The sequence below is a fragment of the Streptomyces cinereoruber genome (assembly GCF_009299385.1).
In the GTDB taxonomy this organism is placed as follows: domain Bacteria; phylum Actinomycetota; class Actinomycetes; order Streptomycetales; family Streptomycetaceae; genus Streptomyces; species Streptomyces bikiniensis.
Window position 1 is genome coordinate 4,746,136 of sequence record NZ_CP023693.1, and the last position, 13,864, is coordinate 4,759,999.

Genomic DNA, 13,864 nt, shown 5'->3' on the forward strand with positions numbered 1-13,864 from the left:
ACGCTGTCCGCGACAGGCCCTGTGACACGCCTGTGACAGTCGGCGGACAGCGCCATGAAGTCCCCGGGGCAAGCTTCTTGGCACACGGACCGAAACACACTCCAGCCGACGGGGGGCGCGAGATGAACGCACTGCACAGCACGAACTCCGGCGCAGTTGTCACGCGTCTCCACGATGTCGTCAGGAGCACGGAGAAGTCCGGCGCGCAGAACGGACGGGGGTGCGTTCGCAGCGTCGGACGTCAGCGCAAGGCGCCGTACATGGTGGCCGTCGCTGACGGGGGAGCGGTGTACGGGGAGGCCACGGGGGAACGCCCTGGCTGTTCGGAGGCCGAGTTCACGGCCTACGTCCAGGAGCGTCGGGCCTCCCTGTACGCCACCGCCTACCACCTCACCGGCGACCGTTTCGAGGCCGAGGACCTGCTCCAGAGCGCGCTGTTCTCCACGTACCGCGCCTGGGACCGGATCAGCGACAAGGCCGCGGTCGGCGGGTACCTCCGCCGGACCATGACCAATCTGCACATCAGCGCCTGGCGCCGTCGCAAGCTCAACGAGTACCCCACCGAGGAGCTGCCGGAGACGGTCGGCGAGACGGACGCGATGCGGGGCACGGAGCTGCGAGCGGTCCTGTGGCAGGCGCTGGCCCGACTGCCCGAGCTCCAGCGCACGATGCTGGTGCTGCGGTACTACGAGGGCCGGACCGATCCGGAGATCGCGGAGATCCTGGACATCAGTGTCGGCACGGTGAAGTCGAGCATCTGGCGCTCGCTGCGGCGACTGCGCGAGGACGAGGTGCTGAGCTTCGGCCGTGACGAGGAGGAGTCCTTCGGCGAGCTGGTGGCCTGAAGGTCGGGGGGAAACGGGGGAAAACAGGGGGGGGAAAGACCCACGGGAGCCCACGGGGGAAACGGGGCTCGCGGGGGAAGCACGGGGGAACCGTACGGGGGTACGGGGGAAAAGGAAGAAGCGGATCGTACGGGCCCGGGGGTCTCGTACGATCCGCTTCTTGCGTCTCGGGGGACGCCCCTACGGGTGGGCGGCCGGGGTGCGGTGGCGGCCCGCCGCCGCGGCGGCCAGCCGGCCCAGGGCCTCCGGCTTGGCGCACGGGTGGGCGCCCAGCTCCGCCTGGCGCGCCACGATCGCGCGCTCGGCCCGCATCAGGCGCCAGCCCCGGCGCAGCAGGAACGGCACCGACTTGCGGCCCTCCCTGAGGTCCCGGGCCAGGCGGCGGCGGAACGTGGTCGAGGGGCGGCCGCGCAGACAGATCGCGTCGGCCAGGACGCCGAGGTCGCGGCAGCGGGCCACGATCTCGGCCGCGAAGATCCCCTCCGCCACGAACAGCGGGGTCCGCCCGATGTCCAGGCCCTCCCGGCCCGTCCGGGAGCTGGTGGCGATGTCGTACACGGGGACGTCGGTCCGCCCCGTACGGCACAGCTCGACGACGGCGGAGACGGCGGCGTCCGCGTCCCAGGACTGCGGCGAGTCCCAGTCGATGTCCGCGCTGCCGGCGACGAGCGGGAGCGACGGGTCGTCGTGCTCCTTGTAGAAGTCGTCGAGGCGCAGGACCGGGAGGCCGGTGACGGCGGCGAGGGACGACTTGCCGGAGCCGGAGGGGCCCGTCAGCAGGACGACCCGGGTCGGGATCGGTTGGGAACTCACGGAACACCAGTGTGAGGCATTCCCCCGTGCAGGGGACCCCCGGGGAGGGCGTTGGTATCGGGCGTCACACCTCCACTACTGTCGGTGTCCGCCCGAACACCCCCTGGAAGGAACGCCATGGCGCGTCACGCAGCCCCCAGCACCTCCCGTCGCAGCGCCCTGCTCAAGGCCGGACTGACCGTCACGGCGGCGGGCGCCGCGCTGGTCGGCGCGGGGGCCGGGGCCCAGGCCGCCGCGCCGGTGCCGCTGCCGCTCGACGGCCTGACCAGGACGGACACGGGAGCGGCCGGCACGGGCGCGCTCGACGGGGTCGGCTACGCCCTGGGCCCGCTGACCCAGCTCAAGCTCAACCCGCTGGCCGACACCGGCGTCGACCCCCTCGACAACGGAGTCGGCACCCAGGTCGCCGACTTCAAGCCGCTCGGCACGAACCTGGTCACCGACCACGTCACCAAGGGCGGGGCCGTGGCGGACCTGCCGGTGGTCGGCCCGCTGTCGCAGGGGCTGCTTCCGTGACGCGGACGCGGCGAAGGGCCCCCGGGGTCGCCCCGGGGGCCCTTCCGCACGCGTCTTCTAGTACGAGGAGCCGGAGGCGCCCAGGCTGCCCGTCGGGTGCCAGACCGTCTTCGTCTCCAGGAACGCGGTCATGCGGTCCGTACCGGGGGTCTCCGCGAAGTCCTCGGTGCGGCGGCGCAGGACGCGCTTCAGGTTGTCCGCGGCCGCGATCTCCAGCTCGCGGGCGAGGTCGTCGTCGGACGCGCCCGTCAGGTCGATCGCGTTGACGTCCTGGTGGGCCGCGAGGTGCGGGCCCATCTCGGAGGCCTTGCCGGAGAGGATGTTGACCACGCCGCCCGGCAGGTCGGAGGTGGCGAGCACCTCGCCCAGGGAGAGCGCGGGCAGCGGGGACCTCTCGCTCGCGACCACCACGGCCGTGTTGCCCGTGGCGATCACCGGGGCGATCACCGAGACCAGGCCCAGGAAGGACGAGTCCTGCGGGGCCAGGACCGTGACGACACCGGTCGGTTCGGGGGTGGAGAGGTTGAAGTACGGGCCCGCGACCGGGTTGGCGCCGCCCGTGACCTGGGCGATCTTGTCGGTCCAGCCCGCGTACCAGACCCAGCGGTCGATCGCGGCCTCGACGAGGACGGCCGCCTTGTTCTTGGACAGGCCCTCGGCGTCCGCGACCTCGTGCACGAACTGGCCCTTGCGGCCCTCCAGCATCTCGGCGACGCGGTAGAGGATCTGGCCGCGGTTGTACGCGGTCGCGCCCGCCCAGCCGCCGAAGGCCTTGCGGGCGGCGACGACCGCGTCACGGGCGTCCTTGCGGGAGGACAGGGGGGCGTTCGCCAGCCACTTGCCCTTGGAGTCGGTCACCTCGTACACCCGGCCGCTCTCGGAGCGGGGGAACTTGCCCCCGACGTACAGCTTGTAGGTCTTGAAGACGCTCAGACGGTTCGCGTCAGACATCGAGGTAGGCCTCCAGACCGTGACGGCCGCCCTCGCGGCCGAAGCCCGACTCCTTGTAGCCGCCGAAGGGCGAGGTCGGGTCGAACTTGTTGAACGTGTTGGCCCAGACGACCCCGGCCCGGAGCTTGTTCGCCACCGCGAGGATGCGGGAGCCCTTCTCCGTCCAGATGCCCGCCGACAGGCCGTACTGGCTGTTGTTGGCCTTCGCCACGGCCTCGTCGGGCGTACGGAAGGAGAGCACCGACAGGACCGGGCCGAAGATCTCGTCGCGGGCGATGGCGTGCGCCTGCGTGACGTTCGTGAAGAGCGTCGGGGCGAACCAGTAGCCGGCGGACGGGATCTCGCAGGCGGCGGTCCAGCGCTCGGCGCCCTCCGCCTCGCCCTGCTCGACCAGGGTGGTGATCCGCGCCAGCTGCTCGGAGGAGTTGATGGCGCCGATGTCGGTGTTCTTGTCCAGCGGGTCGCCGAGGCGGAGGGTGGAGAGCCGGCGCTTCAGGCTGTCCAGGAGCTCGTCCTGGATCGACTCCTGGACCAGGAGGCGCGAGCCCGCGCAGCAGACCTGGCCCTGGTTGAAGAAGATGCCGTTGACGATGCCCTCGACGGCCTGGTCGATCGGGGCGTCGTCGAAGACGATGTTGGCGCCCTTGCCGCCCAGCTCCAGGGTCACCTTCTTGTCCGTGCCCGCGACGGAGCGCGCGATGGCCTTGCCGACGGCGGTCGAGCCGGTGAAGGCGACCTTGTCGACGTCCGGGTGCTCGACCAGCGCGGCGCCCGCGTCCCCGTACCCGGGGAGGATGTTGACGACGCCCTTCGGCAGCCCGGCCTGGCGGCAGATGTCCGCGAAGAACAGGGCGGAGAGCGGGGTCGTCTCGGCCGGCTTCAGGACGACCGTGTTGCCGGTCGCGAGCGCCGGGGCGATCTTCCACGCCAGCATCAGCAGCGGGAAGTTCCACGGGATGACCTGGCCGGCGACGCCCAGCGGACGGGGGTTCGCGCCGTAGCCGGCGTGGTCGAGCTTGTCGGCCCAGCCCGCGTAGTAGAAGAAGTGCGCGGCGACCAGGGGGAGGTCCGCGTCGCGGGTCTCCTTGATCGGCTTGCCGTTGTCCAGGGTCTCCAGGACGGCCAGCTCGCGGCTGCGTTCCTGGATGATCCGGGCGATCCGGAAGAGGTACTTGGCGCGCTCGGAACCGGGCAGCGCCGACCACTTCTCGAAGGCCTTGCGGGCCGCCTTCACCGCGCGGTCGACGTCCTCGGCGCCCGCGCGGGCGACCTCGGACAGGACCTCCTCGGTGGAGGGGGAGACGGTCTTGAAGACCTTGCCCCCGGCCGCGTCGACGAACTCGCCGTCGATGAACAGGCCGTAGGAGGGGGCGATGTCGACGACGGACCGGGACTCGGGCGCCGGCGCGTACTCGAATGCAGATGCCATGTTGATCAGTCCACCGTCACGTAATCGGGGCCGGAGTAGCGGCCGGTCGCCAGCTTCTGGCGCTGCATCAGCAGGTCGTTGAGCAGGCTGGAGGCGCCGAAGCGGAACCAGTGGTTGTCCAGCCAGTCCTCGCCCACGGTCTCGTTGACGAGCACCAGGAACTTGATCGCCTCCTTGGTGTTGCGGATGCCGCCGGCCGGCTTCACGCCCACCTGCACGCCGGTCTGCGCGCGGAAGTCGCGCACGGCCTCCAGCATGAGGAGCGTGTTCGCCGGGGTGGCGTTGACCGCGACCTTGCCGGTCGAGGTCTTGATGAAGTCCGCGCCGGCCATCATGCCGAGCCAGGAGGCGCGGCGGATGTTGTCGTACGTGGACAGCTCGCCGGTCTCGAAGATCACCTTGAGGCGGGCGCGGTCGCCGCACTCCGCCTTGATCGCGGCGATCTGCTCGTACACCTCCAGGTAGCGGCCGGCGAGGAAGGCGCCACGGTCGATGACCATGTCGATCTCGTCGGCCCCGGCGGCGATGGCGTCGGCCGTGTCGGCGAGCTTCACGGGGAGCGCGGCGCGGCCGGCCGGGAAGGCGGTGGCGACCGAGGCGACCTTGACGTCCGAGCCCGCGAGGGCGGCCTTGGCGGTGGCCACCATGTCGGGGTAGACGCAGACGGCGGCGGTCGTCGGGGTCGTGCGGTCGGTCGGATCGGGGTTGACGGCCTTGGCGGCGAGCGCCCGGACCTTGCCCGGGGTGTCCGCGCCTTCGAGCGTCGTCAGGTCGATCATGGAGATGGCCAGGTCGATGGCGTACGCCTTGGCCGTGGTCTTGATCGAGCGGGTGCCGAGGGACGCGGCGCGCGCCTCCAGGCCGACGGCGTCGACGCCGGGCAGCCCGTGGAGGAAGCGGCGCAGCGCACTGTCGGACGTGGTCACGTCGGCGAATGCGAGTGCTGCGGGTGCAGTGGTGGGCATGGTCACCAGTCGAGCATATCTACGCGCGTAGCGACCTGTACAGGGGAGGTGGTCGGCAGAGCCCGAGGTCACAGGCGGGCGGTCGGCGTGGTGGTCGGTGCGGGAGGGGCGGGCGATCGGCGGGTGACCGCCGTCACAGGCCCGTGACATGGAGCGGACAAGTCCTGAATACAAGATCAATAGATTTCTTCTTGCAGCCGGCCAGACCTCACCGGAATCAAGACGGACCGAGAAAAAGCGGCATGCGGCTCTCCATCCACCACCTGCCTGAAACACAGGAGTCGTTATGCGCACCGCCCTTCGCACCGCCCTCGCCACCGCCCTCGTCGCGGGCGTCGCGATCACCGCCCCCGCGTTCACCGCGGGTGCCGCTTTCGCGGCGGACGGCCCGTCCGCCGCTCCGACCGCTCCGTCCGCCCCGACCCCGGCTGCCACGACCTCCGCGCCGACCGCCACGACTCCGGTCCCGACCGCCACGGCCACCACGCCGACCGGCGCCGAGGCCGACGCCGCGAAGGGGATCCTCGTCCGCACCGAGACCCTCCTCAACGGCACGGTCGCCAAGATCTACAAGGTCAAGCAGCAGAACCACCGCGCGGAACTCTTCCGCCAGGGCCGGCCGGTCGGCGTCCTGGAGGCGGTCACCCGCCCCGCCGCCGGTCAGGACAACGGCGAGTTCTTCGTCCTGAACCCGGACGGCACCACCCACAACTGGGTCGGGAACACCGCCCCCAACACCCCCGGCGTCTACCGGCTCGTCGACGGCACCGTCCTGGAGCTGGGCAGGAAGGACGGCCGCTTCGGCCTTCAGCTGATCGAGAACGGCAAGGGCCGCGGCTACACCTATGTCAACGGCGTCCGCACGGTCTGGACCTTCGGCAAGGCCGTCGTCGTCCTGGAGCAGGACGGCCAGTTCTCCGCCTACGTACCCGGCTCGCCCCGGCAGGCCGCCCCGGAGCCGTACGGCACGGGCGGCGGCCGGCCCACCGCGCCCGCCCCCGGCGCCCCTGTCGTCCTCGGCGAGTGCACCGTCCGGCAGGTGGTCCCCTCGGTTTTCGGTGACGGTTGGAGCGTGACGCTCACCCATGACCTGGCGAAGGGCCCGAAGGCCGTCCTCATCGACAACGAGGGCAAGGTGCAGGGCACCGCCGACCGGGCCCACCCCTTCGACAGCCGGGTCGGGCTGAAGATCGAGGGTGCGGACACCCTCGCCCCGCGGCTCGGCCAGCGCACCCAGGGCGGTGACACCCCGTTCCGCTGGAGCGCGTTCCCGAAGCTGCCCAAGGGCTGCGAGAAGGACGACGCCACCCCGGCCCCGGCCCCCTCCGCCACCACGGGCACCGCGCCCCACAACGCCGGTCAGACCACCGTCGTCCCGAAGGGCGGCGTCGCGGCCGGCGCCGAGCCCGGCACCGGGGGCGACTCCACCGCCCCGGTCGCGGCCGGCGCCGGTGCCGCCTCGCTCGCCGCCGCGGGCCTGGGCTTCGTCGTCCTGCGCCGCCGGACGGCCGCCGCCCGCGTCTGATCCCGTACGGGGACAGTCCGTACGCCGTCCCCCGCCGCACCACCCGTCTCCCCGCCCCTTGACCCGAGCGGGAGCACCACCCCACCCCCGGCCGGCCGCCGCGTCCCGCGCGGCGGCTGGCCGCACCCCGTCACCCGCCCGCCCGGAGCCCCGCCGTGAACCGCACCCGCCCCCGTACCGCCGTCCTGCTCCTCGCCTCCCTGGCATCGCTCGCCGCGCTCACCGGATGCTCGGCCGGGGGCGGGGCCGCGGCGCAGGCCGTCCCGCCCGCACGGGTCACCGAGACCGCCGCGCCCGCGCCGAGCGCCGCCCCCGTCCGGCCGCTGGCGCGCTCCCTGCCCGTCCGGGTCCGGATGGCCTCCACCGGGGTCGACGCCGGACCCGTCCTGGAACTGGGGCTCGCCGCCGACGGCACCGTCGAGGTGCCCTCCGTCGCGGACGCCGACCGCATCGGCTGGTACGACAAGGGCGTCACGCCCGGCGAGACCGGCCCCGCCGTCCTCATCGGGCACTTCGACACCGCACGCGGCCCGGCCGTCCTCAAGGACGTCTCCCGCGCCCGGGCCGGCGACGAGATCGCCGTCACCCGCGCCGACGGGAAGACCGTCGTCTTCCGCGTCAGGGAGCTGGAGCAGGTCGACAAGGACTCCTTCCCGACCGCCAAGGTGTACGGCGACACCACCCGGCCCGAGCTGCGCCTGATCACCTGCGGCGGCGAGCTGACCGGCGGCCACCGCCCCGACAACATCATTCTGTACGCCGACCTCGTGGCCGTGCGGGCCGCCTGAGCCCCCGTCCGCCCGCTGAGGCAGAATCGGCGGCATGACGACCCCTGAGCCGACCCCCGAGCCGCGCCACGAGCCCGGCTCCGGGTCGACACCTGAGCAGTCCTACGCCGACCGGGTCTTCCGGTCGCCCCTCGGGATCGCGAGCGGGGTGTTCCTCCTGGTGCTCGCGGCCGTGTTCGCCGGCGACGCGATGCTCCGCGGCGAGGGCCGCGCCCCCTGGCTCGCGCTCGCCGGGCTCGTCCTCGCCGTGCCGCTGATCGTCGCCTTCACGATCCGGCCCGCCGTGTACGCCAATGACCGGCGGCTGCGGATCCGCAACCCGTTCCGGACGGTCACGCTGCCCTGGGCCTCCGTCGCCGACGTCCGCGCCGGCTACTCCAGCGAGGCCTTCACCCAGGAGGGCGACAAGTACCAGCTCTGGGCCGTCCCCGTCTCGCTGCGCCAGCGCAAGAAGGCCGCCCGCCGGGCCGCCCGCGCCTCCCAGGACGACCCCCACGGCCGTACCTCCGTCACCGCCGACGTGCGGCAGAGCGCCGCGCGCACCGCGCCCACCGACCAGACCGTCGCCGACCTGCGCGAGCTCGCCGAGCGCCACGCGGGCAGCCCGGAGGCGCAGGGCGAGCCGCAGGTGCGCTGGGCGTACGAGATCATCGCGCCCGCCGTCGCCGGACTGCTGCTCCTGGTGGTCCTGGGCGCGACGGGCTGAGCGGACGGACGCCCGGACACGCGTCGGGGCCGGTACGGAAGTCCCCTTCCGTACCGGCCCCGACGCGTGTGCCGGTGGCCTACAGCCCCGCCGCCTCCGCCAGGTCCCGCTTGAGCGCGCCGAGCAGCTCCGCGGCCGTGGCGCGGGCCGTCGGCAGCGCGTCCGCGCCGGCCACCGGGACCACGACCTCCAGGTAGCACTTGAGCTTGGGCTCGGTGCCGCTGGGGCGCACGATCACCCGGGCGCGGTAGTCGCCCTCCAGGTGGTAGCGCAGGCCGTCCGTGGGCGGCAGCGCCTCCGTGCCCTTCGTCAGGTCCTCGGCCGAGACGACCGTCAGCCCGGCCAGGGCGACCGGCGGGCGCTCGCGCAGCGCGGCCATCGCGTTCGCGATGATCCCCAGGTCCTCGACCCGCACCGACAGCTGGTCCGTGGCGTGCAGCCCGTGCTCCACGGCCAGGACGTCCAGGAGGTCGGTCAGGGACCGGCCCTCCTCCTTGAGCACCGAGGCCAGCTCGGTGACGAGCAGCGCGGCCGTGATGCCGTCCTTGTCGCGGACGCCCTCCGGGTCGACGCAGTAGCCGAGCGCCTCCTCGTAGCCGTACCGCAGGCCCTCGACGCGGGCGATCCACTTGAAGCCGGTCAGCGTCTCCTCGTACCCGACGCCCGCCGCCTCCGCGATCCGGCCGAGCAGCGAGGACGAGACGATCGACTCGGCGAAGACGCCCGTGACGCCCCGGCGCACCAGGTGCGCGGCGAGCAGCGCGCCCACCTCGTCGCCCCGGAGCATCCGCCAGCCGCCCTCGACGGCCGGGTCCGGCACGGCCACCGCGCAGCGGTCGGCGTCCGGGTCGTTGGCGATCACCAGGTCCGGGGCCACGGCGCGGGCCGCCTCGAAGGCGAGGTCCATCGCGCCCGGCTCCTCCGGGTTCGGGAAGGCGACCGTCGGGAAGTCCGGGTCCGGGTCGGCCTGCTCGGCCACCAGGGCGGGCGGCGGGAAGCCGGCGCGCGCGAACGCGGCCGTCAGGACGTCCTTGCCGACGCCGTGCATGGCCGTGTAGACGGTCCGCGCGGTCCGGGGCGAGCCGGGCGTCAGGACCGCGTCCGTACGCTCCAGATAGGCGTCGAGCACCTCGTCGCCCAGGGTCTCCCAGCCGTCCTCCGGGCGCGGCACGTCGTGCAGCGAGCGGACGGCGGCGATCTCGGCGGCGATCTCCGCGTCGGCGGGCGGCACGATCTGCGAGCCGTCGCCCAGGTAGACCTTGTAGCCGTTGTCGCGCGGCGGGTTGTGGCTCGCGGTCACCTCGACGCCGGCGACGGCCCCCAGGTGCCTTATGGCGTACGCGAGGACGGGCGTCGGCAGCGGGCGGGGGAGCAGCGCGGCGCGCAGCCCGGCGCCGGTCATCACGGCGGCGGTGTCGCGGGCGAAGTCGGCGGACTTGTGGCGGGCGTCGTAGCCGATGACGACGAGGCCGCCCTCCTGGCCCTTGCCCTTCAGGTACGCGGCGAGGCCGGCGGCGGCGCGGATGACCACCGAGCGGTTCATCCGCATGGGGCCCGCGCCCAGCTCGCCCCGGAGTCCGGCCGTGCCGAACTGGAGCGTGCCGGCGAAGCGGACGGCGAGCTCGTCCGCCGTACCGGCCCTGCCGGCCTCGATGAGCCGCGCGAGCTCCTCGCGGGTCTCCTGGTCGGGGTCCTCGTCGAGCCAGGCCTGGGCCCGGGTGAGGAGGTCGTCGTCCTGCGTCACGGTGTGCCTTTCGGAGGGGGCGGGCTCTGTACGGGGGCGGGGCGGGGGTGGGGGTGGGGCGGTGCCGGTGGGTGGGGTGCGGGTGGGTGTGTGGGCCGCTGCGCGGAGCCTTTCCCCATCCCGCCCCTTCCCGTAACCGGGGGCGAGCCCCCGGACCCCCGTACGCCCTGCGGGCGTGTCCTCAGAGGCCGGACGGGCTGAAGGCCCAGCCTCGCTGGGGGTCCCCGCGCGCCGCTAGGCGTAGGGGGAGGGGTGGGGGAGAGGCCCCGCGCAGCGGCACCCCCGCCCGCACCCGACCGCGCCCCGGAGCGCCCGCCCCGGCGCGCGGGAAGAGGATCAGATCCGGTCGAGGACCCGCGTCAGCAGTTCGCCCATCCGGGCCGCCGAGTCCCGGCCCGCCTGGAGGACCTCCTCGTGGTTCAGCGGCTCGCCCGAGAGCCCCGCCGCCAGGTTGGTGACGAGCGAGATGCCCAGGACCTCGGCGCCGGCCTCGCGGGCCGCGATGGCCTCCAGGACGGTGGACATGCCGACGAGGTCGCCGCCCAGGACGCGGACCATGTTGATCTCGGCCGGGGTCTCGTAGTGCGGGCCGGGGAACTGCACGTACACGCCCTCTTCGAGGGTCTCGTCGACCTCCTTGCACAGCGCGCGCAGCCGCGGCGAGTACAGGTCGGTGAGGTCCACGAAGTTCGCGCCGACGATCGGGGAGGCGGCCGTCAGGTTGATGTGGTCGCTGATCAGGACCGGCTGGCCGGGGCGCATGCCCTCGCGCAGGCCGCCGCAGCCGTTGGTCAGGACGACGGTCTTGCAGCCGGCGGCGACGGCGGTGCGGACGCCGTGGGCGACGGAGGCGACGCCCCGGCCCTCGTAGAAGTGGGTGCGGCCCAGGAAGACCAGGGCGCGCTTCTCGCCGATCTTGTACGAGCGGATCGTGCCGCCGTGGCCCTCGACGACCGGCGGCGGGAAGCCGGGGAGCTCGGTCACCGGGAGCTCGGCCTCGGGGGCGCCGAGCGCGTCGACGGCGGGCGCCCAGCCCGAGCCCATGACCAGGGCGACGTCGTGGCTCTCGACTCCGGTCAGCTCGCGAAGACGTGCGGCGGCGGCCTCGGCGGCCTCGTACGGGGTGGCAGTTGCGTTCACTGACTTCTCTCGCCTCGGGGAGGGGGGGTCCGAGGCGGGCCCCGGACGATTTGCTACGCGAAGAAGCGTAGCCGGAGAATCCCTACGCGCGTAGATGACGGTGCTGACGGACATGCGATCGTTGTCTTGTCGTTTCCGACGAAAGCACGGCCGGACGGGTCCGCGGGCGCTCAGCAGGGGCGCTTGCGCAGCTCCATCACGTAGTCGTGCGGCGCGCCCGCCGACTCGGCCGCGTCCGCGACCTCGCCCAGGTAGCGGGCCGACGGAAGACCGCCCTCGTATCCGTTGAGGACGTACACCCAGGCGGGTTCCTCGCCGTCCAGGGTGTGCACCCGCACCCGCATGCGCCGGTAGACGTCGAGGCCCACGCCCTCCCAGCGGTCCAGGGAGTCCTCGTCCATCGGCGCGATGTCGTACAGCGCCACGAAGACCTGGGAGCGGGGGGCCTCCACGATGGTGGCGAGGGCTCCCTCCCACCCCATCTGCTCCCCGCCGAAGGTGAGGCGCCAGCCGTTCAGCCAGCCGGTCCCGCGCAGCGGGGAGTGCGGTGCGCGGCGGCTCATCAGCCGCGCGTCCAGGTTGCCGGCGAAAGCGGCGTAGAGGGACATGGGACCGAGGGTACGGGAGGGGGTGAGGGGGCGGGCCGGTTCCCCGGCCGCTCCCCGCCCGCTTCCCCGGTCGCCCCTCGGACCGTCCCCGCACCCCTTCGGAGCCCCCGCCGCGTGCCCGCGCCGGACGTGCGGGACAATGGGGTACGCACTTGAAGCGTGCGGGACAATGGCGTACGCACTGCAGCCCACGGGGGGACCCCCCGGCAGAACGAGAGCGCGAGGCGTAGATCCCAGTGACCCGGATCGTGATCATCGGCGGCGGACCCGGCGGATACGAGGCGGCCCTGGTGGGCGCCCAACTCGGCGCGGAGGTGACCGTCGTCGACACCGACGGCCTCGGCGGCGCGTCCGTCCTGACCGACTGCGTCCCCTCCAAGACCCTGATCGCCACCGCCGAGGTGATGACCACCTTCGACTCCTCGTACGAGGAGCTGGGCATCATCGTCGCGGACGACACCCCGCACATCGACCAGGCCGCCCGGGTCGTGGGCGTCGACCTCGGCAAGGTCAACCGGCGGGTGAAGCGCCTCGCGCTCGCCCAGTCCCACGACATCACCGCCTCCGTCACCCGCGCCGGCGCCCGCGTGCTGCGCGGCCGCGGCCGGCTCTCCGGCCGTCAGGCCGTGGACGGCTCCCGCCAGGTGGTCGTGACCGCCGCCGACGGCACCGAGGAGACGCTGACCGCGGACGCCGTGCTGATCGCGACCGGCGGCCACCCGCGCGAGGTGCCCGACGCCAAGCCCGACGGCGAGCGCATCCTGAACTGGACGCAGGTCTACGACCTCAAGGAGCTTCCCGAGGAGCTCATCGTGGTCGGCTCCGGCGTCACCGGCGCCGAGTTCGCCGGCGCCTACCAGGCGCTCGGCTCCCGGGTCACCCTGGTCTCCAGCCGCGACCGGGTCCTGCCCGGCGAGGACCCGGACGCCGCCGCCGTCCTGGAGGACGTCTTCCGGCGCCGCGGCATGAACGTCATGGCCCGCTCCCGCGCCGAGTCCGCCAAGCGGGTCGGCGACCGGGTCGAGGTCACCCTCGCCGACGGCCGGGTCATCTCCGGCACCCACTGCCTGATGGCCGTCGGCGCGATCCCGAACTCGGCCGGCATGGGCCTGGAGGAGGCGGGCGTCCGCCTCAAGGACTCCGGGCACATCTGGACCGACCGGGTCTCGCGCACCTCCGCCCCCGGCGTCTACGCGGCCGGCGACGTCACGGGCGTCTTCGCGCTCGCCTCGGTCGCCGCCATGCAGGGCCGGATCGCGATGTACCACTTCCTGGGCGACGCGGTGACGCCGCTCAACCTGAAGACGGTCTCCTCGAACGTCTTCACCGACCCCGAGATCGCCACCGTCGGCTACACCCAGGCCGACGTGGACGCGGGCAAGATCGACGCCAAGGTCGTCAAGCTGCCGCTCCTTCGCAACCCGCGCGCGAAGATGCAGGGCATCCGGGACGGCTTCGTCAAGATCTTCTGCCGCCCGGGCACCGGCATCGTGGTCGGCGGCTGCGTCGTCGCCCCGCGGGCGAGCGAACTGATCCATCCGATCTCGATCGCGGTCGACAACAATCTGACCGTCGAACAGATCGCAAATGCTTTCACCGTGTACCCCTCCCTGTCGGGCTCGATCGCGGAAGTGGCACGGCAGTTGCAGACCCGAAAGTCGGCGGGCGACGCCTAGTCGCCGCGTCCGGCCCGGCTCCCGCCTGCGGGAACGGTTCGCCGACTCGGACAACCCCCGGCAAGCCGGGGCATAGAACGATCAATGACGGGGCCTCCCATACCACTTGGGGGCCCCGTCCGTGCGCAACTTCTGCAATTCGCCGCATACTGCTGAAA

General features: G+C 73.1%; 13 protein-coding genes. 6 read left to right on the plus strand and 7 right to left on the minus strand.

The window, feature by feature from the left end; genetic code table 11:
- Positions 1-122: 122 nt before the first annotated feature.
- Entirely contained in the window at positions 123-845 is a 723-nt protein-coding gene (locus tag CP977_RS21545; protein WP_030217986.1) for a SigE family RNA polymerase sigma factor, read from the plus strand.
- Between the two features lie 180 nt (positions 846-1,025).
- Here CP977_RS21545 and CP977_RS21550 read toward each other — a convergent pair whose 3' ends face one another.
- Complete coding sequence (locus CP977_RS21550) at positions 1,026-1,658, minus strand: uridine kinase family protein (RefSeq protein ID WP_062752541.1); 633 nt, start codon at positions 1,656-1,658, stop codon at positions 1,026-1,028.
- A 117-nt stretch (positions 1,659-1,775) separates the two neighbouring features.
- On the opposite strand from CP977_RS21550, the gene CP977_RS21555 reads away from it, so the two are divergent.
- The gene (locus tag CP977_RS21555; RefSeq protein ID WP_062752540.1) at positions 1,776-2,174 is read left to right on the plus strand and encodes a hypothetical protein; all 399 of its coding nucleotides are present in this window, start codon (positions 1,776-1,778) and stop codon (positions 2,172-2,174) included.
- A gap of 57 nt (positions 2,175-2,231) precedes the next feature.
- On the opposite strand, the gene CP977_RS21560 is transcribed toward CP977_RS21555, so the two are convergent.
- The 3 genes from CP977_RS21560 to deoC are packed head-to-tail and all read right to left on the minus strand — an operon-like array spanning position 2,232 to position 5,519.
- The gene (locus CP977_RS21560) at positions 2,232-3,125 is read right to left on the minus strand and encodes an aldehyde dehydrogenase family protein (protein ID WP_062752539.1); all 894 of its coding nucleotides are present in this window, start codon (positions 3,123-3,125) and stop codon (positions 2,232-2,234) included.
- On the minus strand, positions 3,118-4,554 hold the full coding sequence (locus tag CP977_RS21565) for an aldehyde dehydrogenase family protein (protein WP_062752538.1): 1,437 nt from the start codon (positions 4,552-4,554) through the stop codon (positions 3,118-3,120). Before CP977_RS21565 ends, CP977_RS21560 begins: the two co-directional genes overlap by 8 nt.
- 5 nt (positions 4,555-4,559) lie before the next feature.
- Positions 4,560-5,519, minus strand: coding sequence for a deoxyribose-phosphate aldolase (deoC, locus tag CP977_RS21570; protein ID WP_152370666.1), 960 nt, complete (start codon positions 5,517-5,519; stop codon positions 4,560-4,562).
- A gap of 286 nt (positions 5,520-5,805) precedes the next feature.
- Between deoC and CP977_RS21575 the strand changes: the two genes are divergently transcribed.
- From CP977_RS21575 to CP977_RS21585, 3 genes are all read left to right on the plus strand, one after another.
- Complete coding sequence (locus CP977_RS21575) at positions 5,806-7,044, plus strand: hypothetical protein (protein WP_152370667.1); 1,239 nt, start codon at positions 5,806-5,808, stop codon at positions 7,042-7,044.
- 155 nt (positions 7,045-7,199) lie between these two features.
- The gene (locus CP977_RS21580) at positions 7,200-7,832 is read left to right on the plus strand and encodes a class F sortase (RefSeq protein WP_152370668.1); all 633 of its coding nucleotides are present in this window, start codon (positions 7,200-7,202) and stop codon (positions 7,830-7,832) included.
- A 34-nt stretch (positions 7,833-7,866) separates the two neighbouring features.
- A complete protein-coding gene (locus CP977_RS21585) occupies positions 7,867-8,538 on the plus strand; it encodes a PH domain-containing protein (protein ID WP_062752534.1) in 672 nt (223 codons plus the stop codon).
- A 79-nt stretch (positions 8,539-8,617) separates the two neighbouring features.
- On the opposite strand, the gene CP977_RS21590 is transcribed toward CP977_RS21585, so the two are convergent.
- The 3 genes from CP977_RS21590 to CP977_RS21600 form a co-directional block, all read right to left on the minus strand.
- Positions 8,618-10,282 (minus strand): phospho-sugar mutase, encoded by a 1,665-nt coding sequence (locus CP977_RS21590; RefSeq protein WP_062752533.1) that lies wholly within the window; start codon positions 10,280-10,282, stop codon positions 8,618-8,620.
- 336 nt (positions 10,283-10,618) lie between these two features.
- On the minus strand, positions 10,619-11,422 hold the full coding sequence (locus CP977_RS21595; RefSeq protein ID WP_062752532.1) for a purine-nucleoside phosphorylase: 804 nt from the start codon (positions 11,420-11,422) through the stop codon (positions 10,619-10,621).
- Positions 11,423-11,592: 170 nt separating this feature from the next.
- Positions 11,593-12,030 carry a gamma-glutamylcyclotransferase family protein gene (locus CP977_RS21600; protein WP_062752531.1) on the minus strand — a complete coding sequence of 146 codons (438 nt, stop codon included), beginning with the start codon at positions 12,028-12,030 and terminating at the stop codon, positions 11,593-11,595.
- 236 nt (positions 12,031-12,266) lie between these two features.
- Between CP977_RS21600 and CP977_RS21605 the strand changes: the two genes are divergently transcribed.
- Entirely contained in the window at positions 12,267-13,706 is a 1,440-nt protein-coding gene (locus CP977_RS21605; RefSeq protein WP_030217003.1) for an NAD(P)H-quinone dehydrogenase, read from the plus strand.
- Positions 13,707-13,864 lie beyond the last annotated feature (158 nt).

Bases quoted from the DNA above. Each gene is read 5' to 3' on its own strand.
- deoC (WP_152370666.1), bottom strand. From the start codon at position 5,519: ATGCCCACCACTGCACCCGCAGCACTCGCATTCGCCGACGTGACCACG.
- CP977_RS21565 (WP_062752538.1), bottom strand. From the start codon at position 4,554: ATGGCATCTGCATTCGAGTACGCGCCGGCGCCCGAGTCCCGGTCCGTC.
- CP977_RS21545 (WP_030217986.1), top strand. From the start codon at position 123: ATGAACGCACTGCACAGCACGAACTCCGGCGCAGTTGTCACGCGTCTC.
- CP977_RS21575 (WP_152370667.1), top strand. From the start codon at position 5,806: ATGCGCACCGCCCTTCGCACCGCCCTCGCCACCGCCCTCGTCGCGGGC.
- CP977_RS21560 (WP_062752539.1), bottom strand. From the start codon at position 3,125: ATGTCTGACGCGAACCGTCTGAGCGTCTTCAAGACCTACAAGCTGTAC.
- CP977_RS21555 (WP_062752540.1), top strand. From the start codon at position 1,776: ATGGCGCGTCACGCAGCCCCCAGCACCTCCCGTCGCAGCGCCCTGCTC.
- CP977_RS21600 (WP_062752531.1), bottom strand. From the start codon at position 12,030: ATGTCCCTCTACGCCGCTTTCGCCGGCAACCTGGACGCGCGGCTGATG.
- CP977_RS21585 (WP_062752534.1), top strand. From the start codon at position 7,867: ATGACGACCCCTGAGCCGACCCCCGAGCCGCGCCACGAGCCCGGCTCC.